This is a genomic window from Streptomyces sp. NPDC093109 (genome assembly GCF_040701725.1).
GTDB lineage: Bacteria > Actinomycetota > Actinomycetes > Streptomycetales > Streptomycetaceae > Streptomyces.
This window is the reverse complement of the sequence record NZ_JBFBEZ010000025.1, coordinates 110025-136767: the sequence shown is the minus strand read 5'-3', so window position 1 is coordinate 136767 and position 26743 is coordinate 110025. Positions and strand designations below refer to the sequence as shown.

The 26743-nt window shown below is 71.3% G+C and carries 24 protein-coding genes; 13 read left to right on the top strand and 11 right to left on the bottom strand.

Annotated features, from left to right (window positions below; translation table 11 throughout):
* The first annotated feature begins 141 nt into the window (after positions 1–141).
* Positions 142–1086, top strand: coding sequence for an SDR family NAD(P)-dependent oxidoreductase (locus AB0389_RS23895; RefSeq protein ID WP_366397500.1), 945 nt, complete (start codon positions 142–144; stop codon positions 1084–1086).
* Between the two features lie 40 nt (positions 1087–1126).
* On the opposite strand, the gene AB0389_RS23890 is transcribed toward AB0389_RS23895, so the two are convergent.
* The 5 genes from AB0389_RS23890 to AB0389_RS23870 all read right to left on the bottom strand — a co-directional run bounded on the left by AB0389_RS23890 (position 1127) and on the right by AB0389_RS23870 (position 6243).
* A complete protein-coding gene (locus AB0389_RS23890) occupies positions 1127–2281 on the bottom strand; it encodes a histidine kinase (protein WP_366397499.1) in 1155 nt (384 codons plus the stop codon).
* Positions 2282–2291: 10 nt separating this feature from the next.
* Positions 2292–3005, bottom strand: coding sequence for an ATP-binding protein (locus AB0389_RS23885; RefSeq protein WP_366397498.1), 714 nt, complete (start codon positions 3003–3005; stop codon positions 2292–2294).
* Positions 3006–3072: 67 nt separating this feature from the next.
* Positions 3073–3645, bottom strand: coding sequence for a MarR family transcriptional regulator (locus AB0389_RS23880; RefSeq protein WP_366397497.1), 573 nt, complete (start codon positions 3643–3645; stop codon positions 3073–3075).
* A gap of 184 nt (positions 3646–3829) precedes the next feature.
* Positions 3830–4663, bottom strand: a complete 834-nt coding sequence (locus AB0389_RS23875; protein WP_366397496.1) for a glucose 1-dehydrogenase — start codon at positions 4661–4663, stop codon at positions 3830–3832.
* Positions 4660–6243 (bottom strand): long-chain fatty acid--CoA ligase, encoded by a 1584-nt coding sequence (locus AB0389_RS23870; RefSeq protein ID WP_366397495.1) that lies wholly within the window; start codon positions 6241–6243, stop codon positions 4660–4662. The genes AB0389_RS23875 and AB0389_RS23870 overlap by 4 nt, the downstream gene beginning before the upstream one ends.
* A 167-nt stretch (positions 6244–6410) precedes the next feature.
* Between AB0389_RS23870 and AB0389_RS23865 the strand changes: the two genes are divergently transcribed.
* The 5 genes from AB0389_RS23865 (at position 6411) to AB0389_RS23845 (ending at position 12222) form a co-directional block, all read left to right on the top strand.
* Positions 6411–7238, top strand: a complete 828-nt coding sequence (locus tag AB0389_RS23865; RefSeq protein ID WP_366397494.1) for an enoyl-CoA hydratase-related protein — start codon at positions 6411–6413, stop codon at positions 7236–7238.
* The gene (locus AB0389_RS23860; RefSeq protein ID WP_366397493.1) at positions 7235–8293 is read left to right on the top strand and encodes an alcohol dehydrogenase catalytic domain-containing protein; all 1059 of its coding nucleotides are present in this window, start codon (positions 7235–7237) and stop codon (positions 8291–8293) included. The genes AB0389_RS23865 and AB0389_RS23860 overlap by 4 nt, the downstream gene beginning before the upstream one ends.
* A gap of 1 nt (position 8294) precedes the next feature.
* Positions 8295–9449, top strand: a complete 1155-nt coding sequence (locus AB0389_RS23855; RefSeq protein WP_366397492.1) for an acyl-CoA dehydrogenase family protein — start codon at positions 8295–8297, stop codon at positions 9447–9449.
* Positions 9450–9590: 141 nt separating this feature from the next.
* Complete coding sequence (locus AB0389_RS23850) at positions 9591–11516, top strand: pyruvate dehydrogenase complex E1 component subunit beta (protein ID WP_366397491.1); 1926 nt, start codon at positions 9591–9593, stop codon at positions 11514–11516.
* 31 nt (positions 11517–11547) lie between these two features.
* Positions 11548–12222, top strand: coding sequence for a TetR/AcrR family transcriptional regulator (locus AB0389_RS23845; RefSeq protein ID WP_366397490.1), 675 nt, complete (start codon positions 11548–11550; stop codon positions 12220–12222).
* Positions 12223–12232: 10 nt separating this feature from the next.
* Here the strand turns inward: AB0389_RS23845 and AB0389_RS23840 are convergent, their stop codons facing one another.
* Positions 12233–13876, bottom strand: coding sequence for an NAD(P)/FAD-dependent oxidoreductase (locus tag AB0389_RS23840; protein ID WP_366397489.1), 1644 nt, complete (start codon positions 13874–13876; stop codon positions 12233–12235).
* 201 nt (positions 13877–14077) lie between these two features.
* On the opposite strand from AB0389_RS23840, the gene AB0389_RS23835 reads away from it, so the two are divergent.
* The 3 genes from AB0389_RS23835 (at position 14078) to AB0389_RS23825 (ending at position 16551) form a co-directional block, all read left to right on the top strand.
* Positions 14078–14470, top strand: a complete 393-nt coding sequence (locus AB0389_RS23835; RefSeq protein ID WP_366397488.1) for a carboxymuconolactone decarboxylase family protein — start codon at positions 14078–14080, stop codon at positions 14468–14470.
* 31 nt (positions 14471–14501) lie between these two features.
* A complete protein-coding gene (locus AB0389_RS23830) occupies positions 14502–15242 on the top strand; it encodes an SDR family NAD(P)-dependent oxidoreductase (protein WP_366397487.1) in 741 nt (246 codons plus the stop codon).
* A gap of 67 nt (positions 15243–15309) precedes the next feature.
* On the top strand, positions 15310–16551 hold the full coding sequence (locus AB0389_RS23825; protein ID WP_366397486.1) for a cytochrome P450: 1242 nt from the start codon (positions 15310–15312) through the stop codon (positions 16549–16551).
* A gap of 37 nt (positions 16552–16588) precedes the next feature.
* Here AB0389_RS23825 and AB0389_RS23820 read toward each other — a convergent pair whose 3' ends face one another.
* Complete coding sequence (locus AB0389_RS23820; RefSeq protein ID WP_366397485.1) at positions 16589–18301, bottom strand: glycoside hydrolase family 13 protein; 1713 nt, start codon at positions 18299–18301, stop codon at positions 16589–16591.
* A 218-nt stretch (positions 18302–18519) separates the two neighbouring features.
* Between AB0389_RS23820 and AB0389_RS23815 the strand changes: the two genes are divergently transcribed.
* Positions 18520–20376, top strand: coding sequence for a hypothetical protein (locus AB0389_RS23815; protein ID WP_366397484.1), 1857 nt, complete (start codon positions 18520–18522; stop codon positions 20374–20376).
* Positions 20377–20437: 61 nt separating this feature from the next.
* Positions 20438–21220 (top strand): GIDE domain-containing protein, encoded by a 783-nt coding sequence (locus AB0389_RS23810; protein WP_366397483.1) that lies wholly within the window; start codon positions 20438–20440, stop codon positions 21218–21220.
* A gap of 33 nt (positions 21221–21253) precedes the next feature.
* Here AB0389_RS23810 and AB0389_RS23805 read toward each other — a convergent pair whose 3' ends face one another.
* Positions 21254–22189 carry a zinc-binding dehydrogenase gene (locus AB0389_RS23805; RefSeq protein ID WP_366397482.1) on the bottom strand — a complete coding sequence of 312 codons (936 nt, stop codon included), beginning with the start codon at positions 22187–22189 and terminating at the stop codon, positions 21254–21256.
* A gap of 149 nt (positions 22190–22338) precedes the next feature.
* On the opposite strand from AB0389_RS23805, the gene AB0389_RS23800 reads away from it, so the two are divergent.
* Positions 22339–22974: a TetR family transcriptional regulator gene (locus AB0389_RS23800; RefSeq protein ID WP_366397481.1), complete on the top strand. Its 636-nt coding sequence runs from the start codon at positions 22339–22341 to the stop codon at positions 22972–22974.
* A 155-nt stretch (positions 22975–23129) separates the two neighbouring features.
* On the top strand, positions 23130–23774 hold the full coding sequence (locus tag AB0389_RS23795) for a hypothetical protein (RefSeq protein WP_366397480.1): 645 nt from the start codon (positions 23130–23132) through the stop codon (positions 23772–23774).
* On the opposite strand, the gene uppS is transcribed toward AB0389_RS23795, so the two are convergent.
* The 3 genes from uppS to AB0389_RS23780 all read right to left on the bottom strand — a co-directional run bounded on the left by uppS (position 23710) and on the right by AB0389_RS23780 (position 26732).
* Complete coding sequence (uppS, locus tag AB0389_RS23790) at positions 23710–25416, bottom strand: polyprenyl diphosphate synthase (RefSeq protein WP_366397479.1); 1707 nt, start codon at positions 25414–25416, stop codon at positions 23710–23712. The two genes, AB0389_RS23795 and uppS, sit on opposite strands and share 65 nt — an antisense overlap.
* A 120-nt stretch (positions 25417–25536) precedes the next feature.
* On the bottom strand, positions 25537–26208 hold the full coding sequence (locus tag AB0389_RS23785; protein WP_366397478.1) for an alpha-ketoglutarate-dependent dioxygenase AlkB: 672 nt from the start codon (positions 26206–26208) through the stop codon (positions 25537–25539).
* Positions 26205–26732, bottom strand: coding sequence for a methylated-DNA--[protein]-cysteine S-methyltransferase (locus AB0389_RS23780; RefSeq protein WP_366397477.1), 528 nt, complete (start codon positions 26730–26732; stop codon positions 26205–26207). Before AB0389_RS23780 ends, AB0389_RS23785 begins: the two co-directional genes overlap by 4 nt.
* Between the last annotated feature and the right edge of the window lie 11 nt (positions 26733–26743).

Here is a 26743-nt window from a genome sequence, read left to right as displayed (position 1 = left end):
CTAGTAGCTCCGCTACGAGGGCCTCTCGGCGCCTTGCGATCGCACGCACCACGCCCCGCTCCCTGATCCAGATCACAACCCCACACAGGCCCTAGGCCCGAAATTCCGGATCGGTACAGCGCCGTACGACAGGAGTCACCCATGAGCGAGTTGAGTTTCGAAGGACGCGTCGCCGTCGTCACCGGTGCGGGACGGGGCATCGGACGCGCCCACGCCCGGCTGCTGGCCGAACGAGGGGCGCGGGTGGTCGTCAACGATCTCGGCGGATCGATGGAGGGCGACGGCACCGACGCCGGTCCCGCGCGGAAGGTGGCCGACGCGATCGTGGCGGCCGGCGGACAGGCCGTCGTCGACAACAACGACGTCTCCACCGAGGCGGGTGGCAGGGCCGTCGTCGACACCGCGCTCGACGCCTTCGGCCGTGTGGACATCCTCATCAACAACGCCGGCATCATCAGGTGGGCCGGGCTGCCCGAGGTCGACCTGGACAACCTCGAACGCCATCTCGCCGTCCACCTGCTCGGCTCGTTCAACACCACGCGGGCCGCCTGGCCGCACTTCCTGGAGCAGGGCTACGGGCGTGTGGTGCTGACGACGTCCGCCGGGCTGTTCGGGACCGACAACAACCTGTCGTACGCGGCGGCCAAGGGCGGTGTGATCGGTCTGGCCCGCAGCGCGAAGCTCGCCGGTGAACCCCACGGGATCAAGGTGAATGTGATCGCCCCGGCCGCGCTGACCAGGATGGGCGGTATCGAGGACGAGGCCGCGGCGGACGTCGCCGCCCGGCAGGCGGGCATGACCTCGGAGGCGGTCTCACCGATCGTCGCCTACCTCGCGCACGAGAGCTGCCCGGTCAGCGGCGAGGTCTACGCGGCGGGCGCCGGCCGCTTCGCCCGGTTCTTCGTCGCGTCCACGCCGGGCTATGTACACGAGGGCGGCGCAGTCGCCACCGTCGAGGACGTGGTGAACAACTGGGACGCGATCAACGACGAGAAGGGCTACTACGTCCCCTCCGACCTGATGGCGTGGACGGGCGCGTTCCTCGGGCATCAGTTCAAGGAGAAGCCCGGTTCCGCGGCTTCGTAGGCCGCGTGGGCCGCGTGGGCTTCGTGGGCCGGAACGGTGATCACCACACGCACGGCAGCTCCATGGTGATCACGGTCGGTCCGCCGGCCGGGCTCGACACGGTCACCGTGCCGTCCAGCGCGGCGACACGGCGGCGGATGCCGAGCAGTCCCGTGCCCCTGTCCTCGTCCGCGCCGCCGTGGCCCTCGTCCCGGATCACGGCCCGCACGGCGGTACGCAGACGCTCCAGGCGGACATCGGCCCGCGAGGATCCGCTGTGTTTCGCCGCGTTGGTGAGTGCCTCGGCCACCACGAAGTACGTGGCCGCCTCCACCGCGGCCGGTGCCCGCACACCGGGGTCGTCCAGCCCGTACACCTCCACGGTCGTCTCGAGCCCGCTGCCGGCGGCCAGCGCGCGGACGGCCCCGGCGAGGCCGCGGTCGGTGAGGATCGGCGGGTGGATGCCGCGTACGACGTGCCGCAGCTCGGTCAGTGCCTCGTCGGCCAGGTCCTGCGCGTCGTCGAGCATGCGGCGCGCGGCCTCCGGGTCGTCGCCGTAGGCCTGCTTGGCCAGACCGACCCGCAGGGAGAGGGAGACCAGGCGGGCCTGGGTTCCGTCGTGCAGAGCGCGCTCGATACGCCGCAGTTCGGCGCCGTGCGCGGCGATCGCGCCCGCCCGTGTCTGCGTCAGCTCTTCCACCCGTACGGCGAGCAGGGCCTTCGGAGAGGGCCTGAGCAGGGACTCGGACCAGCGGGCGTCCAGGTCCGCGAGGCGTGTGATCAGCGGAAGAACGACCGCGTTCCGGCGCGCCGCGCCGCACCACACCCCGTCGACGACCAGCCCGAGCACCCACAGCGGCACCGCCAGCAGGGCCAGCGGACTGTAGAGGTACTGGGCGCCGAGCCAGCGCAGGTCGGTGACCGTACCGGGGTCGCGGACGGTGGCACGGAGCCGTTCGCGCACGGTGCCGGTCAGCGGTGTGTACGCCTCGGGGATCTCGCGGCCGGTCCATTCGCCCACCAGCCGCCGCTTCAACCCGGCGATCCGGCGGATCAGCAGCACCGTCTCGGGCAGCATCCAGGCCCCGACGACCGCGAGTGTGGCGATGGCGGTGATCAGCAGGACGGTGATGAAGAGCTCCAGGCCGAAGGCCAGGGCCGCGGCCCCGGCCAGGAGAACCGTGGCCTGTGCGGCCTGGCGTATCGTTTTCCGCATAACGCCCACGCTAGGCGATGGCCGCCCGAATCAGCGGCGTGCGGTCGCCTTCCTCGCGCGGCACCTCCACGGCGACCATGGTCGGTCCGCCCGGCGGGCTGGTGATGGCCATGACGCCGCCCAGGGCGGTGACCAGGCCGCCGATCCGCCGCAGCCCGGTGCCCCGGTCCGCGTCGGCGCCGCCGAGGCCGTCGTCCCAGACCATGGCCCGTACTCCGTCCCCGGTGTGTTCCAGTACGACCGACACCTGGCCGGAACCGCTGTGCCGGGCGGCGTTGGTCAGCGCCTCCTCGACCGCGGTGCGGATGACGTGTGCCGCTTCGCTCCCGACCGTGGCCGTGTCATGGCCGTCGATGTCGCCGACCACGTCGAGTGCCACCTCCAGCGGGCACGCGTCGGCCAGGTCCCTTACGGCGGCGCCGAGTTGCCCACCAGCCGGTGCGGCGGACGGCGCGGCGGCAGGGCCGGTGACCGGTACGGGCCGTACCGCCCTGAGGAGCGACGGGAGCGCGACGGCCGGCCGGCCCAGGCCGCGCCGCACTCCGTCGTAGGCGAGCAAGAACGGGACGGCCGGAAGCGAGAGGAGGAGAAGCGATCCGGTCACGCAGTGGTCCGCCGCGTGCCGGATCGCTGTCTCCGGCGCGGGCCGGACCTTCACGACGTCCGGCAGAGACGCGTGGGCCGGCGGTTCGTGGAGCGTCGGGGCCGTTCGTACCTGGGGCATGTGTTCACGCTAGGTGGGGCGGCGCCGCGGCACAGGAGAGCGGGCCCCACGCCCGGGGTGTAGCGCGCTACACCCCGGGGGCGGGGAAGTGCCGCGCCTGCGGAGTGCGTTCCGGGTGCTCCGCGCACCACTCCGCGTGCTCCGTGGGCTCCGCGCTCGCCGCCCCGGCCGCCCCGGCAGGCTCGCCGGGGCGTGGCCAGGGCCGGCCCGTGAGCCGTTCGATGCCGTGGTTGAACCGCCGCAGGAAGACGGTGAACGAGATCATGTCCTCGTCGCTCCAGCCGTCCATGATCCGCTTCAGCGAGTCCACGATGCCCTCGCGTTCCTCCGCCAGCCGGCGCGTGCCCTCCTCGGTGATGCCGAACTTGCGCGCCATGCCCCCGGCGGGATCCGGCATCCGTTCCACCAGCCCGGCCCGCAGGGCGGCGGCGGTCTGCCGGTTCAGCGTGGACGCGTCCAGCCCGAAGGCCTCGCTCAACTCGCCGATCGACATGGGCCCCTGGACCCGGAGGCGGCTGAGCAGGACGTAGGCGCTGCGGTCGAGCATGCTCCCCTTCCGGCGACCGCCGTACTGGCTGAGCAGCGTGTGGCGGTTCAGCAGCATCTGCTCGAACTCGACCTCGTCCGCCGGTTGGTTCATGGGTTTCTGCCGCCTCGGGGTCGCGCCGGCGGCCGGCGTCCGCCCGCTCTGGCTGCTGACCTCCATTCTGCCATGCCTCATGCACCATGCATGTAGTGTGTTCGCTACACGTTATGTGCATGATGCATAGTCTGCCCGGGTTCCGTCTTCCGGAGTTCCGACATGTCCACGCGAGCCGCGGCGGTCACCGGGCGGTCCAGCCCCCGTCCACCGTGAGCGTGGTTCCCGTGACGAAGCGGGAGGCGTCCGAGGCGAGGAACACCGCGGCGCCGCCCAGCTCGTCGGCCTCGCCCACCCGGCCCAGGGGGGTGCTCCGTACGATCCGCTCGCCCCACTGGCTGTCGAGGAGCCCCGAGCTGAGGTCCGTACGGAAGTAGCCGGGCGCGAGCGCGTTGACGCGTACTCCCCGTGCCGCCCACTCGACGGCGAGGGACTTGGTGAGCGCCTCCACACCGCCCTTGCTGGCGGCGTACGCGGCGATCCGTTCGAAGCCGGTGCTCGCGTGCACCGAGGAGACGTTGACCAGGGAGCCGGAGCCCTGCGCCAGCATCACCTTCCCGGCCTCGCGGCAGCAGTAGAAGGTGCCCTGGAGGTTGATGTCGAGGACCTGCCGCCAGGCCTCGTCGGTCACCTTCTCGCTCCGGGTGAAGTGGGGACTGACACCGGCGCAGTTGATCACCACGTCGAGCCGGCCCGTCCACTCCGTGATCCGGCCGACCGCCACCGCCACCGCGGCCGAGTCGGCGACGGAGGCGGGCAGCACCAGCACCTTGCCGCCGTGGCCGGAGAGCTCGGACGCGAGCCTCTCCAGGTCGTCCGCGGTGCGCGCCGTCACGGCCAGGTCGGCACCGGCCCGGGAGAGGGCGACGGCGATGGCGCGGCCGAGGCCCTTGCCCGCACCTGTCACCCAGGCCGTCTTTCCGTCGAGGCGCGGTTCGCCGGTCGAGCCGGTCGAGCCGGTCGAGCCGGTCGAGCCGGTCGCACCGGTCGCTCCGGCCCTGTGTGTCGCATCGGTCATACGAGGCGCTCCGTCGGCAGGTCGCGGAGGTTCCGCTTGAGGACTTTCCCGGAGGGCGTACGGGGGAGTTCGTCGACGATGTCGAACCGGCTGGGCACCTTGAACTTCGCCAGCCGGGCCCGGCAGAACTCGCGCAGTTCCGCCGCCCCGGCGCTCCCGCCGGGGCGGAACACCACGAAGGCGCGGGGCACCTCGCCCCACCGCGGATGGGCGAGGCCGACCACGGCGGCCTCCAGCACGGCGGGATGCTCGTACAGGACGCGCTCGACCTCGGGCGTGGCGATGTTCTCGCCGCCGGAGACGATCATGTCCTTCTTGCGGTCGTCGACATAGAGGAAGCCGTCCTCGTCGGTGTGCCCGATGTCGCCGGTGTGGAACCAGCCGTCCTTCAGGGCGGCGGCCGTGGCCCTTTCGTCGCGCCAGTACCCGGCGAAGACCTTCGGGCCGCGCAGGGTGATCTCGCCCAGCTCGCCCGCCGGGACCTCCCGGCCGGTGTCGTCCACGATCCGGACCTGGGTGTGCGGCACGGGGCGGCCGACCGAGCCGAGCTTCGACAGGCTGTGTTCGCGGTCGAGGAAGGTGTCGCCCGAGACGGTCTCGGTCAGTCCGTAGGCATCGGCGAACCAGGCGTGCGGAAACGCGGACATGACGCGCCGCAGGACCGGTTCCGGGGTCTTCTCGCCGCCGCCGAGCACGAAGCGGACCGATGTGGTGTCGTACGTTTCGCGGCCGGGCACTTCCAGCACCGCGTTCACCATGGCGGGAGCGAGCCAGAGGTTGGTCACCCGGTGCTCCTGGATCGCGTGGAGGGTGTCGGCAGCGTCGAATCTGCGCTGGAGGACGACCTTCCCGCCCGCGTACAGCACCCCGAGGGCCGGCATGTCCAGCCCTCCGACGTGGTACAGCGGCCCGCAGACGAGCGTGGTGTCGGCCGCGGTCAGGCCGAAGTGGACGATATGGGCGAGGTTCTTGGCCTGCACATTGCCATGGGTGATGCACACGCCCTTGGGCCGTGAGGTGGTGCCGGACGTGTACATCAGCCGCTGGAGGTCGTCCGGTGCGACATCCACGGGCTCCACCCCGGCGCCCGGGTGCCGGGCCAGCAGCTCCTCGTAACCGGTCCACGGTGCCTCGGGTGCTCCGGGTGCTCCGGGTACTCCACGTGTACCGGGCGCCCCGGGTGTGTCGCCGTCGACCTGGATCCGGTGCTCCAGGCCGGGCAGTCCGGTGGCGATACGGTCCGCCGCCGCGACGAAATCCGGCTCCGTGACAAGGACTCCGGCCCGGGCGTGGCCGAGGATGTACCGCCATTCGTCCTCGGACAGCCGGTAGTTCAGCGGCAGGAAGACCGCGCCGATCCGGTTGACGGCGTACACCAGCTCCAGGAACTCCGGCCGGTTGTACAGAAGCAGTCCGACGATGTCACCGCGGCCCACGCCCAGTCCGGACAGGCCGGCCGCGAGTCGATTGACCCTTCCGTGCAGCTCGCGCACGGTCAGGCGCTGATTGTCCTGCACTACGGCAACGGCGTCGGGCCGTTGGTCCGCGTGATAGTCGAGGATGCTCGCGAAATTGTGCACGGCGACTCTCTCGTTCGGTGACCAGTAATGTTCCGACCGGTCTGTTGCCCGCTGCAAAGTTTTCGTGTACCCATTGGTCTATAAAACCTGTAGCCGCACTTTACGGCGCCCCCGTGCCGGCGACAACCGTTGTGCGGGGCGGGATTTCCGGGAAAGGGAGGGGCCGAGTGCCACGCATTCTTCTTGAGGCCGACGGACCGGTCGTCACCCTCCGCCTGGCCGCTCCGCCGGTGAACGCGTTCGACTCCGCGCTCCGGGAGGAGCTGGCCGCCGCCGCGCGCGAGCTGGCCGACGCCCGTGACGTACGGGCCGTGGTGCTCTACGGCGGCGAGCGGCTGTTCGCGGCGGGGGCGGACATCAGGGCGCTGGCCGCGATGGGGCCGGCGGAGGTACGGGGCTGGAACCGGGCCCTGCAACGGACGTTCGACGAGGTCGCCCGGCTGCCGATGCCCGTGGTGGCCGCGGTGACCGGCTACGCGCTCGGCGGCGGCCTGGAGCTGGCGCTCTGCGCCGACTACCGGGTCGCCGCCGGGAACGCCGTACTCGGCCAGCCGGAGGTGAGGCTCGGGATCATCCCGGGTTCCGGCGGCACCCAGCGCCTGACCCGTCTGCTCGGCCCCGCGCGCGCGAAGAACCTGCTGATGACCGGCCGCACGGTGCCGGCCGAGGAGGCTCTCCGGATCGGACTGGTGGACGAGGTCGTCCCGGCCGGCACGGTGTACGGCGCCGCGCTGGCCTACGCGGGACGGCTCGCCGAGGGTCCTGCGGCGGCTCTGGAGGCGATCAAGGAGGCGGTGGACCACGGCGGCGACGCCGGCGTCTCCACCGGTCTCGCGCTGGAGCGCTCCCTGTTCACCGGGGTCTTCGGGACCGCGGACGCCGCCACCGGACTGCGTTCCTTCCTCGAACACGGCCCGGGAAAGGCGCGGTTCGAGGGCGCGGCACCGGACAGCCACGAGGAAGAGCGTGATGACACGAGGGGGCGTACGACGTGAAGGCACTGCGCTGGCACGGTGCACGGGACCTGCGGCTGGACGAGGTGCCCGACCCGCCGGAGCCGAAGCCGCACGAGGCGGTGGTGGAGGTCTCCTGGTGCGGGGTGTGCGGCACCGATCTGCACGAGTTCCTCGAAGGCCCCCACATGATCCGCACCGGTCCGCACCCGCTCACCGGCGCCGCGCCGCCGCTCGCCCTGGGACACGAGTTCAGTGGGAGCGTCCTGGCGCTCGGGAGCGCGGTCCCCGGCATCGCCGTCGGCGACCGGGTGGCCGTGGACCCCGTCTGGCGGTGCGGTGTCTGCTACTGGTGCGCCCGCGGCGAGTACCACATCTGCCCCATGAGCGGATCCGTGGGACTGGCGTCGCCCGGAGCGTTCGCCGAGCGTGTGACCGTACCGCTCGCCGGGCTGACCCGTCTCCCCGGCAACGTCAGCGACGAGATGGGCGCCCTCGCCGAACCGCTGGCCGTCGGCCTCCACGCGGTGACCCGGGCAGGTGTGGCACCGGGGGACAACGTCCTGGTCGTCGGCGGCGGGCCGATCGGCGTCGCCGTGGTCCTCGCCGCGCGCGTCGCCGGGGCGGCCGGACTCTATGTGAGCGAACCGCTCGCCGGCCGCCGCGAGCTGCTCGAAGGCCTCGGCGTCACCGAGACCTTCGACCCGCGGACGGCCGACGTACGCCGGGAGGTGTTCCTGCGTACCGGCCGCGTCGGGCCGGACGCGGTCATCGACGCGACAGGCGTGGCCGCCCTGGCGGGGCAGGCCGTGGCCACCGTACGGCGGGGCGGCCGGGTCGTGCTCGCCGGCGTCGGCCGGGGACAGGCCGGGATCGACATGGGGCAGCTCGTCCTTTACGAACGCTCCGTGCTCGGCACGCTCGGCTACCGCTTCGACATCCCGCGCGCCATCGGGCTGATGAGCACCGGGCGCCTGGACGCCACCGCGCTGCTCACGGGCCGGTTCCCGCTGGACGGTGGCGTCGGGGTCTTTGAGGACCTGGCCGCCGACCGGGCCCGCCACCTCAAGGTTCTGCTGACCCCGAAGGGACTGTGACATGGATTTCGACCTGCCCGAGGAGACCCGGGCGCTGCAGGACATGGTCCGGGAGTTCGCGGCCGGGGAGATCACCCCGTACGCGGCCGAGTGGTCGGAGAAGGAGGAGTTCCCGACCCATGTCTTCACCAAGCTCGGTGAGCTGGGGCTGATGGGCATGCTGGTGCCCGAGAAGTACGACGGCGCGGGATCCGACCTGGTGTCCTATGTCGCCGTCATGGAGGAACTGGGCGCCGCCGACCAGTCGGTGGCGTCCTCCTGGAACGCGCACTCCACCATCGCCAGTCTGCCGCTGCTGGCCTACGGCACCGAGGACCAGAAGCGGCGCTGGCTCGCCCCGCTGGCCCGCGGCGAGGCCATCGGCGCTTTCGGCCTGACCGAACCGGACGCGGGTTCCGACGCGAGCGGCATCACCACCACGGCCCGCCGCGCGGACGGCGGCTGGGTGATCAACGGCACCAAGACCTTCATCACCAACGCCGGCACCGACATCAGCCAGGGCGTCACCCTGCTCGCCGTGACCGGCAAGGACGACGACGGCCGCAAGCGGTTCGCGACCTTCTACGTCCCGACCGGCACCCCCGGCTACACCTGCGGCCGCAAGTTCAGGAAGCTGGGCTGGCACGCCATGGACACCCGCGAGCTGTTCTTCGACGACTGCCGGCTTCCCGAGGACCATCTGATCGGGGACGAGGGCGGTGGTCTCCGGCAGTTCCTCTCCGTGCTGGACAAGGGCCGGATCAGCGTCGCCGCGCTCGGTCTGTCGCTGGCCAAGGCGGCGCTGGCGCTGGCGGTCCAGCACGCCACGGAGCGCCACCAGTTCGGCCGCCCGCTGTCGGCGTTCCAGGCGGTCGCGCACAAGATCGCCGACATCGGCACCGAGCTCCAGGCCGCCCGGTGGATGGTCTACCGCGCCGCCTGGCTCGCCGACCAGGGACGCCCGCACGCCATGGAGGCCGCCATGGCCAAGCTGTACGCCTCCGAGGTCGCCAACCGCGCTGCCTCCCAGGCGGTGCAGATCCACGGCGGGTACGGCTATGTCCGGGAGTCGCCGATCTCCCGTTTCTACGCCGACGCCAAGATCCTGGAGATCGGCGAGGGCACCAACGAGATCCAGCGCAATGTCATCGCCAGAGCCCTGATCGGCAAGGGCTGAGGCCCGCACTCCTCCATTTCATTAGGTCAATCGGTACATTACCGATGCGCGAGCGTAGCGAGGACGCACATGACGGTGGCATCGCGGATGGTCGGCGTGGGTTCCACGCATACGGAACAACTTCTTGAGATGTACCGGCGAATGCGGCGTATCCGCCGGTTCGAGCAGCGGGCGTCGGAGCTGTACAAGGCGACCGAGATACCCGGGTTCCTGCACCTGTCGATCGGCCAGGAGGCCAGTGCCGTCGGCGCGTGCTGGCCCCTGACCGCACGCGACGGCATCACGTCCACCCACCGCGGGCACGGCCATGTGCTGGCCAAGGGGCTGGACACCGCGTCCATGATGGCCGAACTGATGGGCAAGGACGCCGGTACGTGTCACGGCCGCGGCGGATCGATGCACATCGCGGACCCGGGGCTCGGTATCTACGGCGCCAACGGCATCGTCGGCGCCGGACTGCCGATCGCCGACGGGGTGGCGACGGCGGCCAGACTGCGCGCCGAGGGCGATGTGGTGGTGGCGTTCTTCGGGGACGGCGCGGTCGCGCAGGGCATGTTCCACGAGGCGGTCAACCTTGCCGCCGTATGGGACCTGCCCGTCGTCTTCCTCTGCGAGAACAACCACTACTCCGAGTTCTCCCCGGCCTCCGAGCAGCACCGGGCCCCCCTCTCCGCCCGGGCCGCCGGATACGGCGTCGACTACGCGCACGTCGACGGGAACGACGTGCTCGCGGTGGCCGGTCTCATGGCCGACGTCGTGGACCGGATGCGGCAGGGCGGCGGCCCGGTGCTGGTGGAGGCCGAGACCTACCGCTGGCACGGCCACTACGAGGGCGACCCCGAGCGCTACCGCGACGCGGCGGAGGTCGCCGAGGCCAAGGAGCGGGACCCCCTGCTGGTGGCCCGGCGCCGGCTGGCGGCGGCCGGCGTGGCCGAGGCCCTGGCCGACGCCGTGGACGAGGAGATCGACAAGGAGATCGAGGCGGCCGTCGCGTGGGCGCGGAGTCTGCCCGAGCCGGACCCCGCCACACTGTACGACTACGTCCGCGCCCCGAGCCCCGCCGTGCCCGAACCGGCCCCGCCGCCGGCCGGCGCCGAGGTCTTCCGCTCCATGGACGCCGTACGGCTCGCCCTGGAGCACGAACTCGCCTCGGATCCCACGGTGTTCGTGGCCGGTATCGACGTCGGCGCGGGCGGCAACGTCTTCGGTCTCACCCGCGGACTCGCCCAGGCCTTCCCCGGCCGGGTCCGTGACACCCCGATCAGCGAGAGCGCCATCATCGGCACGGCGGTCGGGGCGGCCATGGCCGGCATGAAGCCCGTCGTGGAGATCATGTACATGGACTTCATCGGGGTCTGTCTGGACATGCTGCTCAACCAGGCGGCCAAGCTGCGCTTCATGACCGGCGGCCGGGCCGCCATGCCGCTGGTCGTACGCACCCAGTTCGGCGCCGGCCGCTCCTCCGGCAGCCAGCACTCGCAGAGCCTGGAGGCCATGCTGGCGCACATTCCCGGGCTGACCGTGGTGATGCCGTCCACCCCGGCCGACACCTACGGCCTGCTCCGGGCGGCCATCCAGGACCCGAACCCGGTGGTCTTCGTCGAGAACCGCCTCCAGTACGGCCTCAAGGGCCCCCGTCCGCCGGCCGGCCATCTGATTCCGCTGGGAAGGGCCGCGGTGGTCCGCGAGGGCACCGACATCACCCTGGTCTCCTGGTCGCGCATGGTCCAGGACTGCCTCGCCGCCGCCGAGCTGCTCGCCGCCGAGGGCATCAGTGTCGAGGTCATCGACCTGCGCACGGTGGCTCCGCTCGACCGCGAGACCGTCCTCGCCTCGCTCGCCAAGACCAACCGCCTGGTCATCGCCCACGAGGCCGTACGCGACTTCGGTGTCGGCGCCGAGCTGTCCGCGCTCGCCGTCGACGAGGGCTTCTGGCACCTGGACGCCCCGGTCGCACGGGTGGCGCCGCCCCCGGTGCCCGCGCCGTACGCGCCCTCGCTGGAACGGGTGTGGCTGCCGTCGAGCGACACGATCGCGGACACCGTGCGCCGTATCGCCGCGGTCTGAACCGGGGCCGGTCGGTCTAAAATGTCGAACTATGCCAAGACCACCAGGGCACGGGCCGGGCTACGAGATCAAGCGTCAGGAGATCATCGACAAGGCAGCCGCGCTGTTCGCGAAGAAGGGCTACGCCGCCACCGGCATCGCCGAGGTCGGGGACGTGGCCGGGCTGGCCAGGGGCGCCCTGTACTACTACATCGGTTCCAAGGAGAATCTCCTCGTCGAGATCCAGGACCGGGTCATGCGCCCGATGCTGGCCTCCGTCCACCGGATCGCCGGCCTGGACGAGGAACCGGTGCTGCGGCTGCGCATGCTGTCACAGACGCTGCTGGAGAACATCCTGGCCCGGCTCGACCACGTCTGGGTCTACGAGCACGACTACCGGAACCTGCACGGGGACAACCGCGCGCGGCTGCTGCGCCAGCGCCGTGAGTTCGAGAACATCGTCCAGGAGCTGCTCGTCGCCGCGATGGACGACGGCTCGTTCCGCAAGCTGGACCCGCGACTGGCCACGCTGCAGTTCCTCAACCTGCACAACCACACCTACCAGTGGGTCAAGCCCGACGGTGAGTGGGACGCCGAGTACCTCTCGCGGGCCTACTGCGCGACCCTCTTCCGCGGCTTCGCCGGTGCCGGCCGTCAGTTCGACGACGTAGAGGACCGTATGAGCGAGTTCCTCGCCAAGCGGATGACCGGCCCCGGCGCGCCATGAGGGCGGGTGGTCAGGCGTCGGTGGCGCGGGACTTCGTGAAGTCGAAGGCCGCGTAGTCGTTGTGGTGGAGTTCGGTGATGAGCTCCTGGAGCTTCCAGCGGCCGGCGGGGTTGAGGAGCTGGCTCACGGCCTTGCCGGGGATGTTGGAACCGTAGAAGTAGCTGCTGCGCTGGAACAGTGAGTACGAGTCGGCGGCGTTCATGAGGCCGGTCCACTCGGTTTCTGCGGCCGGCTTCACCTCCACGACGCTGTGCCCGTGATCGCGCGCGTGGACGATGATGTCGTGGACGAGGTCCGCCTGGTCCCCGGCGTAGCGGGGGTTGTTGCCGGTGGCGCCGTGCGGGCCGCCGGGGAAGAAGAAGTTGGGGAACCCGGCGGTGGCGATGCCGAGGTAGGTGCGGGGGCCCTCGGCCCAGTACTCCTTGAGCGGTACGCCGTCGCGCCGCCGGACGCCGAGGCGGTTGAGCGCGCCCGTACCGAAGTCGTATCCGGTGCCCCAGATGATGATGTCGGTCGGGTACGGGCCCTCGCCGGTCTCGATCGCGTCACCCGTGATGCGGAGGATGGGCTCCTCGGGCAGCGAGACGAGCCGGACGGCGGGCTTGTTGTACGCCTCGTAGTAGCCGGTGCCGAACGGGGGGCGGCGGGCGCCGTAGCCACCGTCCTTGGGGACGAGCTTCTCGGCGGTGCCGGGGTCCTTGACGAGAGTGCGGATCTTGGCGGCCATGAAGTCGCACCACTCCCCGTTGATGACGGGATCGGTGGTCATGTCCCGGTAGTGCTCGGTGAGTTTGGTGAAGCCGGGACCGTTCCAGATCTTCTCGTAGAACTGTTGGCGCTCCTGTGCGGGGACATCGGTGCCGCTCACGGGGTTGAGCGTGTGCAGAAAACCGCTGGGAGAGGTGGCGAGTGTGTCGCGGATCCGCTCGAAGTCGCCCTTGAGCGCGGCTTGTTCGCCGGTCGTGATGGGCCGGTTGTTGAGCGGGGTGACCCAGTCCGCCTTCATCTGGTAGACGGTCAGTGAGGCGACCCCGTCGGCGATGGCCGGGACGATCTGAACGCCGCTGGAGCCGGTGCCGATGAGGGCGACGTGCTTGCCGGTGAAGTCGACGGGCGTCTTCGGCCAGCGGCTGGTGTGGTGCTGCTCGCCCCGGAAGTCCTCGCGGCCCTCGATGGCGGGGATGAACGGCACGGAGAGGTTGCCCGTCGCCGCGACGAGGTAACGGGTGCGCAGCGTACTGCCGTTGTCGGCGGTGACGGTCCAGACGCCGGTCTCCTCGTCGAAGACGGCGGACGTCACGCGGGCGTCGAAGGTGATGTCGTCGCGCAGGCCGAAGCGGTCGACCACGTGGTTGAAGTAGCGCTCGATCTCCGGCTGGCCCGCGTACTGCTCGCTCCACTCCCACTCCTCCCACAGCTCTTTGGAGAAGAGGTAGCCGTAGCTGTAGCTCTCGGAGTCGAAGCGGGCCTCGGGGTAGCGGTTCCAGTACCAGACGCCGCCGACACCGCTCCCCGCCTCCAGCAGCTTCGCCGAGAAGCCGGCCTCGCGGGCCCGGTAGAGCTGGTAGATGCCCGTGACCCCCGCTCCCACGACCACGATGTCCAGCGGTCCGGCCTGGTCCGAATCCGACTGCTGGTGTTGTGTTCCGCTCATCTGCCCTCCAGATGACAGGGGCCCGATCAGTTAAATCGACCGACCGGTCGATTGAATATGGCGAGCGTAGAGGAGAGGAGTGGCCCGATCAATGTTCTGCACGGGGATTGATTGTACCGACCGATGGGTCTAACTTTCGATTCCGGGGGGATGTCGTTCGGGGCGGATACGTGATGTTGTGTTGTGCCAAGGGAGTCGCACATGACGGCTGAGGATGCGCAGGGATCCACGGATCTGCGGAGCGCGGGGCTGGAAGCCATGCGGGCGGCGTTGCCCGGGGTGTTTCCGGACGACGATCCCGATCTGCGGGACGGGCGTCTCGGGGAGGATCTCGTCGAGATCGGTCTGACCAGTGTCTGGGGTGCGCTGTGGGCCCGGAAGGGGCTCGGTCCGCGCGACCGGAGCCTGCTGACCCTGGGGATTCTGATCGCGCTGGGGGCCGAGGCGGAGCTGAGGACCCATGTCCGTATCGCGGTGACGAACGGACTGACCGAGGATGAGATCGCCGAGGTCATCTATCACACCGCCGGCTACGCCGGCTTCCCCCGCGCGACGGCCGCACGCGCCGTCGTACGCGAGGTCCTGTCCGCGTGACGCGGGCGTCACGCACACCGAGGAGCACGCCATGTCACTGCACGGAAAGGTGGCCGTCGTCACCGGCGGCGGCCGTGGTATCGGGGAAGCCATCGCCCTCGTGCTCGCCGCGCGGGGTGCCGCGGTCGCGGTGTGGGACCTGGACGGCCCGGGCGCCGAGAAGACCGCTGCCGCGATACGGGAGGCGGGCGGAACGGCCATCGCCGTACCGGGGGACGCCGCCGAGGCGTCCGCCGTGGCCGCGGCGGCCACTCGGACCCGCGCGGAACTCGGCCCCGTCGCGATCCTCGTCAACAACGCGGGCACGACGGCGTACCAGCCGTTCACAAGCATCTCCGAGGACGCCTGGGACCGCATGATCGGCATCAACCTCAAGGGACCGTTCCTGGTCACCAAGGAGCTGGTGCCCGGCATGCTCGACGCGGGCTGGGGCCGGATCATCAACATCTCCTCCTCGTCCGCGCAGACGGGAGCGCCCTCCATGGCGCACTACGTGGCGTCCAAGGGCGGTGTCATCGGCCTCACCAGGGCGCTCGCCGTCGAGTACGTCGCCACGGGCGTCACCGTCAACCACGTACCGCCCGGCTTCATCGACACCCCACTGGTACGCCAGGGGCCGGTCGACGTGGAGACGGCCGCCGCCACGATGCCGATGAAGCGGGCCGGCCTGCCCGAGGACGTCGCGCACGCGGTGGCCTATCTGGCCTCGGAGGAGGCCTCCTACGTGACCGGGCAGACGGTCAGTGTCAATGGCGGACGTTACCTCGGGTGATCCCGGGGCCTCACGGGCCCGCGGGCAGGGTGAGCCGACGCGCACATCGATGAGAGGAGTACAGGTCATGGCCGAGAAGGTGGCTGATTCCGAGGTGCCGGAGGGTCTGCCGAAATATCCGGCGCCGCGTGCGGCGGGGTGCCCGTTCGCTCCGCCGCCGGAACTGCTGGCGCTGCGCGACACGGGCAAGTCCGTGGTCCGGGTGGAGACTTGGGACGGCACGACGCCGTGGGTGACCACGACCCACGCCGCCGAGCGCCAACTGCTCTCCGATCCCCGGCTGAGCGCGAACATCGGCGCGCCCGGCTATCCGCACACCACAGAGGCGATGAAGGAGCACGCGGCGCAGATGCAGCCGTCGATCAACAACACGGACGGAGCCGAACACTCCCGCTGGCGCAGGATGCTGACCAGTTCCTTCACGCGCCCTCGCATGCAGAAGCTGCGCCCGGCGATTCAGGCGATCACCGACGACCTGATCGACAAGATGCTCGCGGGGCCGAATCCGGTGGATCTGAACGAGGCGCTGTCCCTGCCGCTCCCGTCGCTGATGATCTGCGAACTGCTCGGAGTGCCGTACGAGGACCACGAGTTCTTCCAGGAACACGCGGGTGCCACCAACGCGCGGTTCAAGACCGCCGAACAGGGCGCGGAGACGACGCGGGTGCTGCGGGAGTACATCGCGGGTCTGATCGAGACCAAGATCGACCATCCGGGCGAGGACGTTCTCTCGGACCTCGGCGAGCGGGTGAAGGCCGGGGAACTCCTGATGGAGGAGGCGGCTCCGCTCGGTCATATTCTGCTGGTCGCCGGCCATGACACCAGCGCGAACATGATCACGCTGGGCACGGCCCTGCTGCTGGAGAACCCCGGTCAGCTCGGACTGCTGCGGGAGAACAGCGACGATCCGAAGCTCGTGGCGAACGCGGTGGAGGAGCTGCTCCGCTATCTGACGATCCCTCATCTCCTGGCCCGCCGGGCGGTGGTGGAGGACATCGAGATCGACGGAGAGACGATCCGGGCCGGGGAAGGCGTCATCGCGTCGCTGCCGGCGGGCAACTGGGACCCGGAGGCGTTCCCCGAGCCGGAGAAGGTCGATCTGACCCGGAAGGCGTCACACCATGTGGCGTTCGGCTGGGGGCCGCATCAGTGTGTCGGACAGCAGCTGGCGCGCGTCGAGCTCCAGGTCGTCTTCAGTACCCTGTTCCGCCGGATCCCGACGCTGCGGCTGGCGACGGATTTCTCGGAGCTCAGGTTCAAGGAGGACTCGCAGGCCTACGGCATCTACGAGCTTCCCGTCGCCTGGTGACGGCAGGCCGCGCCCCGCGGGGCGCGGCCCACGGGGGTCACTCCTCGGTGCGCAGCCACACGGTCGTGTGCGCGGGCAGTACGCCGCCCGCGTCCGTGGGTGTGCCGGCCGGCGGTCCGCTGGCCAACAGGACGGTTCCCGGCGGGAGTTCGGCCAGGTGATCGGAGAGGTTGGCCACGACGCGCCAGCCGCCGGCGCGGCGGAAGTCGAGGACCCCGGCGGACCGCGTCCCGTCCGTACCCTGCCAGGTCAGCGACTCGTCCCGCAGAAGTGTGCGGCGCAGCCGCAGCGCCTCGCGGTAGAACTCCAGGGTGGAGCCGGGCGTCCCGTCCTGTGCCTCGGCAGCCAGCTCGCCGAACACCGCCGGCTGTGGCAGCCAGGGCGCGGCGCCCGTACCGAAGCCGTACGAGGGGCCCGTACGGGTCCACGGCAGGGGCACCCTGCATCCGTCGCGCCCCTTGTCCCGGTGGCTGTTGCGTTCCCAGGTCGGATCCTGGAGCACGGCGTGGGGCAGGTCGGCGACCTCGGGCAGGCCCAGTTCCTCGCCCTGGAAGAGATACGAGGAGCCGGGCAGGGCCAGCATGAGCAGCGTCGCGGCGCGGGCCCGGCGCAGCCCCAGCTCCAGGTCGGCCGGCGGGGTGTGACCGTCGCCGAGCAGCCAGGCGGTACGGGCGGCGGCGTCCAGGGAGTCCGGCAGCGCGTAGCGCGTACGGTGCCGGATCACATCGTGGTTGGAGAGCACCCAGGTCGCGGACGCGCCCGACTCCCGCGCCGCGGCCAGCTCCTTGTCGATCACCGTGTACAGCGCGGAGGCGTCGGGCCGGGTGTTCAGGAAGTCGAAGTTGAACGCCTGCCCCAGCTCCTCGGCGCTCGCGTACGGGGTGCGCCGCGAGTCACGTACCCACGCCTCGGCGACCGCGACCCGGGGCGGCTCGTACTCGTCGAAGACCTGGCGCCACTCCTTGAAGATGGTGTGCACCTCGTCGCGGTCCCAGAGCGGATGGCTGCCGTCCTCGGGGAGATCCGCCGGCTCGTAGCTCCGTACGGGCCCGATGTCGCGCAGCGGCTCCGCCAGGTCCTTGGCCAGTCCGTGCGCGACGTCGACCCGGAAGCCGTCCACACCGCGGTCGGACCAGAAGCGCAGGGTGGTGAGGAAGTCGGCGCGCACCTCGGGGTTGTCCCAGTTGAGGTCGGGCTGCTCGGGCGCGAAGAGGTGGAGGTACCACCAGCCGTCCGGCAGCCGGCTCCAGGCGGGCCCGCCGAAGCACGACACCCAGTCGGTGGGCGGGAGTTCGCCGCTGTCGCCCTTGCCCTGGCGGAAGACATAGCGGTCGCGCTCGGGGCCCCCGGGGGCCGCCGCCAGCGCTTCTTGGAACCACACGTGGTCGTTGGAGGTGTGGTTGGGCACGATGTCGACCATGACACGGATGGACCGCTCGTGCGCCCCGGCCACCAGCGCGTCGAAGTCGTCCAGGGTGCCGAGCCGGGGGTCCACATCGCGGTAGTCCGCCACGTCGTAGCCGCCGTCGGCCAGCGCGGAGGGGTAGAAGGGGCTCAGCCAGATCGCGTCGATGCCGAGCCGCGCGAGATAGGGCAGCCGGGAGGTGATGCCCGGGAGGTCACCGAGGCCGTCACCGTCGGAGTCGGCGAAGCTGCGGGGGTAGACCTGGTAGATCGCGGCCTGGCGCCACCAGTCCCGGTCGACGGGGGCGGGGGTGAGGATGGCGGAGGGGTGTTGCTGATCTGACACGGGTTTCCTTTGCGGGACGGATGGACGGAAGGAGCGCGCCGCCACCGACGAGGGCGGCGCGGGCGGGCGCGCGTGGCATGTGGAGTTCCCGACCTCGGTGGTGGCGCGGGGAAGTACGGCTCCGTACCGCCCGGCGACCCCGGAAACACCGTAGGCCGGGCACTGGCGTCCGGGGAATCCTTTTCGCGCAAGCGGGTCCCTACGTCGATAATGCGCCGGTGAGTCTTCTCCCTGTTCCCCTCCCCGGCGAGGCGATACCCCCCGGGGCCCGGGACTGGCGCTCCACGGACGCCGGCCGCTGGCGCGCCATGGCGGCGCCGCGATGGTCGCACCCCTTGCTGCCCTCCGTCGCCATGGTGGCCGGCTTCATCTGGCTCGTGGCGTTCTCGCCCCCGTCCCCCGGCGACATCTGCACCACCAGCAGCCCGTGTGACGCCGGCTGGTGGGGCCTCGTGCCCTGGGTGGTGCTGCTGCTGACGCCGTACTGGCTGTGGCGTCTGCCGGGGCTCGCCCTACCGTGCCTGGTGGTGCTCGTGGCGGTCACACTCACCGACGCCGAGTCCGACGGGGTCCTCACGAGACCGTCGGTGTACCTGTGGTTCACGGCCATCGCGTATGCGGCGGCGACCGCGTTCCACCGGCTGTCGGTGGCCGCGCGGCAGCGGCGGTGCGCGGAGGAGGCCGCGGGCGAGGCCCGGTTCCCCGTACCGGGCGGGACACGGTGGCGCTGGCGCCTCTCCTTCGGCGCCGCCGGGGTACTGGTGGCGGTGGCGGCGTTCGGCTACTGGATGGCGTCGGACGAGATCTCCGCGTACGAGGACCACGCGGCGAACGGCCGGCAGGTCGCCGCTACGGTCGTCCGGATCAGCGGCGGCGAGGGCGACGACGCGGCCGAGCTGACGGTGAAGTCCCAGGAAGGTGAGGTCCACCGGGCCGACTCGCTGTATCCGGAGGACTTCCCGGTGGGCACGACCGTCGATCTCGTGGTGGACGGAGAGTACGTCCGTCTGGTGGCGGAACCCTACGATGTCGAGGGATGGCAGCTGCTGATGGTGGCGGCGATCGTGGCCGGCCTGGCGTTCCTGGCCAACGGCGTGACGGGCCGGGCGAGTTCGTCCCGGCTGCACACCACACCGCAGCCGGTGCTGAAGGTGCTCGTGCGCAGGGACCGTAAGGACTTCCGGACGTGGGTGTACGCGGCGGACGATCCGGCGGGGGAGCGGCCGGTGTTGAGCCTGTTCACCGTGCCGGCCACGGAGGGCGACGACGATGACGCCGAGGACGGGAAGTACGAGGACGACGAGAAGTACGAGAAGGACGCGGAAGCCTGGGAGCACATGGCGAGGACGGGGCCGTGCGAGGCGGTCCTCTACGGATCCCCGCACGCGGGCGGCGAACTCGTCCTGGTGACGGCCCCGGAGCCGGGCATCGCGCTGGCGGAGACGGGGGCGACCCCGGTACGCCCGGCTGTGCCGAAGCTCCAGGACACGCTGCTCCCGTACCTCCCCGGCGGACGGCGGAGCCGGCGCCCGCGTCGTCCGCGCCGCTCGGCGGAGGAGATCGTGGCCGGCATGGCGACCGGGGCGGACCCGGTCTCGTACTCCGCCGACACCACCTCCCGGCTGGTCGGCGTCTTCCTGCTGCTGGTCCAGGCCGGAGGCGTGTGGATTCTCCTGAATGACAGCTTCTCCTGGCTCTCGATGCTCCTGATCATCGGTGCGCCCTTGGCGCTGCGAGACGCGTCGGCAGCCTTGAGCTGGCGTATCACCGCCGATCAGCAGGGCATCTGGGTCACGGGTGCCTGGCGTACGCGCCGGATCCCCTGGGATCGTCTGCACCGCGTCCGGGTCGTGAAGGGCAGCATCCAGATCAAGGTTGTCGGCGGCCCCGACCACAGTTTCCCCGGCCGCCGTCCGGCCGCGCTCCGGGCCGAGGAGGAGCTGAACGTCCTGCGAGACCGTCCGGAGCTGCGCCCGGCCCGCGACGCGGAGCCGGGCGAACAGGGAATGTCGCTCGGCCCGTTCATGGCGGCGGTGGCCGTGCTGTGGGGAGCCGCGGTCCTCCTGCTGTTCTGAACGGGGAGTAAGGTTCCGACGGTTGACGTCGGGGCGGAATCAAGACAACTCGGGGGTTTTCGTGCTGCTCTGGATCGGGCTGGCAGCGGCGGTGGTCGCGGTCGTCTGCGGCGCCCTGGCGCGGCGGTCGAACGGCCGCGTCAAGGCCCTGGAGAGCGTCGAGACGCTTCCCGTGGGCGATCTCGAAGCCCTCCACGAGGCGGCGGCGGGCGCGGCGGGGGCCGGGTTCTTCCGTCAGCCCTGCGAAGTCGTCGGAGCCGCCCGCCCGAACGAGGACGGCCCGCTCCGCTCCGAGCTGTCACAGCTGGAGTGTGTCTGGCACCACCACAAGGTCACCCGCCGCTACGAGGAGACCTACCGCGACAACGACGGCAACCGCCGCCGCAGGACCAGGACGGATGTGGTCGCCGACCACGCCACCTCCACCCCCTTCTATGTCGAGGACGCCACCGGCAAGCTGCTCGTCCACCCCGGCAAGCAGAAGATCGACGGCGCCGAGAAGGTCCAGGACACCTTCGAGCCGTACGAGGGCAGGAGCGGTGGCAGGATCACCTTCGGCTCGCTCGTGCTGAGCCTCGGCTCCCGGAGCGACACGATCGGCTACGACCGCGAGGAGTGGGTCCTGCGCCCCGGCGCCCGTGTCTTCGCCCATGGTGAGGCCGGCGACGAGACGGGCCGCCTGGTGCTCGGTGCCCCGGCCGAGGGCGGCGTCTTCATCCTCTCCACCAGGACGGAGGGCCAGTTGGTCCGCCGCGAGAACAACCATGTCCTGGGCTGGGGCATCGGAGCGGGTGTCACCGGAGTGGCGGGTGTGGTGCTGCTGATCCTGGCGGCGGTTCTCTGACGGAGCCGGGGCCGGGGCCCGGACCGGAGCGCGTTACAGCAGCGCGACGGCGCGGCCGGAGACGTCACCGGCCGTGAGCTTGTCGACGTACAGCGGGATCTCGTCGAACGTGATCGGGACGGTGTGGGAGCGCAGCCCGCCGGAGGCGATGAGCGCCAGGACGGCCTCCGCCTCGGACTTCTCGCCGTTGGACGCGCCGACGATGGTGATCTCCTTCATCGTGATCTTCTGCATGGAGAGCGTCGCCGTCTCGCGGGCCAGGCCGATCTGTACGATCCGGCCGCCGTGCTTGACGGCGTCGACGGCGGAGACGGTGGTCGTGCCGAAGCCCGCGAAGTCGACGATGACGTCGAGCCCGGCGTCCTCGAAGTCACGGATGTCGGCGGAGACACCGGCGACGCCCAGTTCCCGCACGCGCTCCCAGGCGGACTCGTTCACCTCGGCCACGTACACGGTCGCGCCGACGGCCTTAGCGATCTGCGCGCCGAGCGAGCCGAGACCGCCGAAGCCGATGATGCCGACGTTCATGCCGGCCGTCACCTGTCCGAACGTCTCGACGGCACGGTAGGCGGTGCGCGCCGCGTCCATGGCGGGCGCGGCCTGCTCGAAGTCGACGTCGTCCGGGACATGGACGGCGAGGCGCGCCTCGACGGCGACGTACTCCGCGAACCCGCCGTTGACAGCGGTGCCGGGGCCGTCCGTGGTGGCCGGGATCCCCACGCGGTCGCCGACGGCGAAGTCGGTGACGTCCGCGCCGACCGCCGTGACCACACCGGCGGTCTCGTGGCCGAGCACGATCGGGACGTGCCCGAGCAGTGGGGTGATGGTGCCGTCGATGAAGCTGACATCGCTGTGGCAGAGGCCGGCCGCCTTCACGGCGAGCACGATCTCGTGCGCGGCCGGAGTCGGCTCGGGCAGCTCGGCAAGGTGCAGGGGTTCGTTCACGCCGGTGAACTGCCATGCCCTCATGGTTGTTCCTTCTTCCTCTTGGGTGCCGCCGTCCGGGACGGGAACCTGGGCGGTCACACCGCGCCCGTCGGCGTCTTCCATTATGGTACTCAGTACCACAACGTACTCCCCCCTGTCCGGGGACGGGAGCGGGGGCAACGAGGAGCTGCATGGACCCGACCGCGCCGCCGCGACGCCGGACTCCCGGCCGGCCAGCCGTTTCGTCCCGGGAGCACATCGAACGCGTCGCGATCCGGCTCTTCCGCGAGCACGGTTACGCGGCCACCACGATCCCGATGATCGCCGAGGCCGCAGGCGTGAGCCGGACGAGTGTGTTCCGCTACTGGGGGACGAAGCCGGAGATCGTCTGGGGCGCGTTCGACGTCCACACCCAGCGCCTGGCCCGGCTGCTCGACGCCGCGGACGCCGCCCGGCCGACGATGTGTGCCGTACGGGAGTGTGTGGTCGAGAACCTCGGACGCTCCATCGAGGACTCGGGCCAGTGGATGGAACGCTTCGCGCTCCTCGATTCCGCACCCGAGCTGCGGTCCGAGGGGTCGGCGCACTGGCTCGGCTGGGCGGCCGTCGTGGCCGCGTTCGTCGCCCGGCGGCACGGTGTGCCCGAAGGCGGTGTGGTCGCGCAGAGCGTCGGCGGCGCCGTGCAGGCGGCGTTCCTCGCCGTACTGCGGGGCTGGCTCACCGAACCGCGGCCGTCCGCCGCCCTGCTTCCGGAGCTGGACCGTGAACTCGCCCCGCTCTGCGATGTGCTGGAGTCCTGGCTCGACAGCACACGCCGGGAAGGATGAGCCCGCGCGGCGTTCAAACCCCGGATGCCCGCTGAGAGAGGCATGTCCTCCTTTCGGGCGGATACCGGTCTGTTCGGCGGATCGCGCGGTTCCGCGACCGGATCATCTCCCTCGGGGCCGTGCCCTGCGGCCCGAGGAAGGATGGTGCGCACACGATGAGTGCCACACGACGCAACATTCTGGGTGCCGCCCTCGCGGCGCCCCTGCTGGCCCAGCTCACCGGCGCGGCCTCCGGCGCCGCGGCCGAGAAGTACGGCACGGTCTCCGACGGCTGGATCGAGGTCCGGTGGACCCGGGCGGTCCAGGCGGAGCTGGACCGGATCGGGGCCGAGGTGGAGGCCGTGGCTCCGGCCCGGCTGGTGAAGGACTCCCAGGGGCCGGCCGTGCGCTTCCCCGTACGGTCGGGGAAGGGCGACCCCTCGCTGGCGCAACCGGCGAAGGCCGAGGGCGACGGCGCCCTCGACGGCGGGATCGCCGTACGCACGGCGCTCGGCACCGCCCGCTTCCTCGACCTGCGCAGCGCCCTGGGGGACGGTCTGGCCTCCGGGACGTGCGTGGTCAACGGCGTCGAGGTGGCGCACCTCGCGGCGCTCCGCTGCGGCCTGGCCGAAGGACAGCTCGCCACCGGCACCGCGGCGCTGGGCAAGCCGCTGAAGGTCCGGATCAACGAGGTACCGCTGCGCGCCACGGCCGAGGCGCTGGACGCGTACACCGCCACCTTCGGAACGTCGCCGTTCACCGCGGAGACCGTCCTCGGATACGCGACGGCGGAGGGGGTGTACACCCCGCCGGAGGCGTGAGTCCCGGGAGTCGGGCGCCCCGGGCCGGCTCCACCGGACGGGCCGGGCCGGGAACGCCGCCGCCGAAGCGGCGCCGGCGGCCCGCGTACACCGTGATCGCGTCCCGCAGCTGCGCCAGGCCGAAGTCGGGCCAGGGAGTCGGGTCGAAGACCAGCTCGGCGTAGGCGAGCTGCCAGGGCAGGAAGTTGCTGATCCGCTGCTCCCCGGAGGTGCGGATCAGCAGATCGACGTCCGGCAGGCCCGGCACGTACAGGTTCCGGGCCAGGTCGGCGGCGCCGATGTCCTCCGGCCGCAGCGTCCCCGCGGCCACCTCGGCGGCCAGCGCCCGGGCGGCCTCGACCAGTTCGTCCCGTCCTCCGTAGTCGACGCAGACGGTCAGGGACAGCGCGTCGTTCTTCGACGTCATGCTCTCCAGCAGCGTCAGGGCGGAGGCGAACGACGGCTCGATACGGTCGCGCCGCCCGCACCAGCGGATCCGTACGCCCAGTTCGTGCAGCCACTCGATGCCCTGGTCGATCCCGTGGGCCATGGTCTCGAACAGGGAGGCCAGCTCCTCCTCGGGACGGTCCCAGTTCTCGGTGGAGAACGCGTAGATGCTCAGGTGCCGCACGCCCAGCCGCAGGGCGGCGTTGACCAGACGCATGGCGGCCCACTCGCCCGCCTCATGGCCCTGGGAGACCGGCTGGCCGCGCCGCACCGCCCACCGCCGGTTCCCGTCCATGATGACCGCGATGTGGTCCGGGACCGCACCGGCGTGCGGCCAGGCCGGCCGGCGGGGCGTCCTGCCGGTCGACGCCAGGGGTTCGAGCCCTTCGGCGCACACCAGGCCCCGCCGGAGCACGACCTCGTCGAACTGCAACTGCGCCCCCAGCAGCAGGGTGCGCAGGAACGGCTGGTACGCCCGCTCCACCAGCCCGGCCACCGGCGCGGCCTGCTCCAGCAGGTCCCGCCAGCGGCCGAGCTGGATGTCCACCAGAGCGTCCAGCGCCGCGCGCCGGTCCCCGGCCGTGAGGTCGGCCACCTCAAGACCCAGCTCCCGCAGATCGGCGCGCGGCAGATAGCACCGGCCGGCGGCGAGGTCGGCCGGCAGATCCTCGAAGATGTCCACCAGCTGGCCCACCTCGCCCAGCACGGAGGTCAGCGCCCGTACGTCCGGCGCCGTCACCTCCAGCAGCGGAGCCAGCATCTCGGAGATCGTCCCCGAGACTCCCCGCAGATAGCGTCGCTGGTCCTCGAACGTCTCGTACCGGGGAGGGGAAGCGCAGTCGGTCCGCATGGCGTCGAGGAACTCCTCGACCGCCGCGTGGTCGAGATCCCGCCGCCGCACCGTGTCCACGAACGCCCGCCGCAGCGGGTGTTCGCTCCGCCCCGCGCGCAACTCCCGCAGCGTCTCGGTGTGCAGGCGGGCGAACCGCCGCTCACGCTCCCGCTGTGTCCCGCCCTCGTCGGCGGTGCGGTCGGCGTGCAGCAGGAAGCCGTACACGGCGTGGCAGTGCGGGCGGATCTCGGCAGGCAGCAACTCGATCGCCCGCCACATCCCTTCCAGGTACCGCTTGACCTCCGCCTCGCACAGCGCGTAGGACGCCCGCAGTTCGGGTGCGTCTTCGGATGCGTCGTCGAACAAGGCCTCGCTCCGGGTCATCGCCGGACCTCCCTGACAGCCGTACCGCCGCGCGGGCCCGGAACCGGGCCGCCACCGTCACTAACGACACTCCCGCCGTACGGTGCCGGTCCGGATGCCGGGGCTCGGTTCAGCGGTCCGTCAGCCCTCCGGGTCCGAGAGCCCCGTGACCCGCATCGTGATGTTCAGACGTCCCGAAGCCATACCGGTGACGGCGGGGTCCCCGGTGCCTTCGTGGACCCGGGGCACGCCGTGGTGGATGTAGCGCGAGGGGCCGCCGAAGACGAACAGGTCGCCGGAGGCGAGTTCGATGTCGGTGTACGGCCTGGTCCTGGTCTCGGTGTTGCCGACGCGGAAGACACAGGAGTCGCCGATGGACAGGGAGACGACCGGCGCGGAGGACCGCTCGTCCTTGTCCTGGTGCATGCCCAGTCTGGCCTGCCCGTCGTAGAAGTTGATCAGCGCGGTGTCCGGGGTGTAGGCGTCCGCGGCGCTCTCGTCGCCGTACGCCGCCAGGAGCGCCCGGCGGCCCAGCCGGACCATCCAGTCGGGGAAGGCGGCGACCCGCAGCCCGTTCACATCACCCGCGGTGCGCGTGTACAGGTACGGCTGCCAGTGCCAGCCGATACACACCGTACGCACCGACATCACACCGCCGCGCGGCAGCGCGGTGTGGCGGATCGGCACCGGGCCGCTCGCCCAGGCGCGGCACGCCGTGACGAGTGCGCGCTGCTCCTCCGGGGTGAGCCAGTCCGGCACATGCACGGCCCCCGGCGCCATCTCCCTGGTGGGGCGGGGGATCAGGGCGTTCACGCGGTCGCTTCCGCCGCCGGTCCGCTCCGGTGGGCGCTCTCCAGGTCGAGGAGGTGCCGCTTGCGCTCCAGACCGCCCGCGTAGCCCGTCAGCGCTCCGTCGGCGCCGATCACCCGGTGGCAGGGGCGCACGACCAGCAGCGGATTCGCGCCGATCGCCGTGCCGACGGCGCGGACCGCTGCCCTCGGCGCGCCGATCCGGGCCGCGATCGCGCCGTAGCTGAGGGTGGTCCCGTACGGGATGTCCTCCAGGGCCTGCCACACCCGCCGCTGGAAGTCGCTACCGCCGGCCGTGTGCTCGATGTCGAAGCGGGTCAGCCGGCCGTCGAAGTACGCGCGCAGCTGGGCGGCGATCTCCGTGAACGCGCCGGCGTCCTCGGTCCAGTCGTCCCGTACGGTCGCGCCGCGCTTCTGCCCGGGGACGGAGAGCGAGGCGAGCGCGGTGCCGCCCCTCGCGGTGGCCGACTCCTCGCCCGCCAGCAGCAGTTCGCCCAGCGGGCTGTCGATGGTCGTATGGACCGTCATCGGTCTCGTTC

Excerpts from the sequence above, each read along its gene's own strand:
- AB0389_RS23895 (WP_366397500.1), top strand. The coding sequence starts at position 142 with ATGAGCGAGTTGAGTTTCGAAGGACGCGTCGCCGTCGTCACCGGTGCG.
- AB0389_RS23890 (WP_366397499.1), bottom strand. The coding sequence starts at position 2,281 with ATGCGGAAAACGATACGCCAGGCCGCACAGGCCACGGTTCTCCTGGCC.
- AB0389_RS23885 (WP_366397498.1), bottom strand. The coding sequence starts at position 3,005 with ATGCCCCAGGTACGAACGGCCCCGACGCTCCACGAACCGCCGGCCCAC.
- AB0389_RS23880 (WP_366397497.1), bottom strand. The coding sequence starts at position 3,645 with ATGAACCAACCGGCGGACGAGGTCGAGTTCGAGCAGATGCTGCTGAAC.
- AB0389_RS23875 (WP_366397496.1), bottom strand. The coding sequence starts at position 4,663 with ATGACCGATGCGACACACAGGGCCGGAGCGACCGGTGCGACCGGCTCG.
- AB0389_RS23855 (WP_366397492.1), top strand. The coding sequence starts at position 8,295 with ATGGATTTCGACCTGCCCGAGGAGACCCGGGCGCTGCAGGACATGGTC.
- AB0389_RS23850 (WP_366397491.1), top strand. The coding sequence starts at position 9,591 with ATGCGGCGTATCCGCCGGTTCGAGCAGCGGGCGTCGGAGCTGTACAAG.
- AB0389_RS23845 (WP_366397490.1), top strand. The coding sequence starts at position 11,548 with ATGCCAAGACCACCAGGGCACGGGCCGGGCTACGAGATCAAGCGTCAG.
- AB0389_RS23840 (WP_366397489.1), bottom strand. The coding sequence starts at position 13,876 with ATGAGCGGAACACAACACCAGCAGTCGGATTCGGACCAGGCCGGACCG.
- AB0389_RS23835 (WP_366397488.1), top strand. The coding sequence starts at position 14,078 with ATGACGGCTGAGGATGCGCAGGGATCCACGGATCTGCGGAGCGCGGGG.
- AB0389_RS23830 (WP_366397487.1), top strand. The coding sequence starts at position 14,502 with ATGTCACTGCACGGAAAGGTGGCCGTCGTCACCGGCGGCGGCCGTGGT.
- AB0389_RS23825 (WP_366397486.1), top strand. The coding sequence starts at position 15,310 with ATGGCCGAGAAGGTGGCTGATTCCGAGGTGCCGGAGGGTCTGCCGAAA.
- AB0389_RS23805 (WP_366397482.1), bottom strand. The coding sequence starts at position 22,189 with ATGAGGGCATGGCAGTTCACCGGCGTGAACGAACCCCTGCACCTTGCC.
- AB0389_RS23800 (WP_366397481.1), top strand. The coding sequence starts at position 22,339 with ATGGACCCGACCGCGCCGCCGCGACGCCGGACTCCCGGCCGGCCAGCC.
- AB0389_RS23795 (WP_366397480.1), top strand. The coding sequence starts at position 23,130 with ATGAGTGCCACACGACGCAACATTCTGGGTGCCGCCCTCGCGGCGCCC.
- uppS (WP_366397479.1), bottom strand. The coding sequence starts at position 25,416 with ATGACCCGGAGCGAGGCCTTGTTCGACGACGCATCCGAAGACGCACCC.
- AB0389_RS23780 (WP_366397477.1), bottom strand. The coding sequence starts at position 26,732 with ATGACGGTCCATACGACCATCGACAGCCCGCTGGGCGAACTGCTGCTG.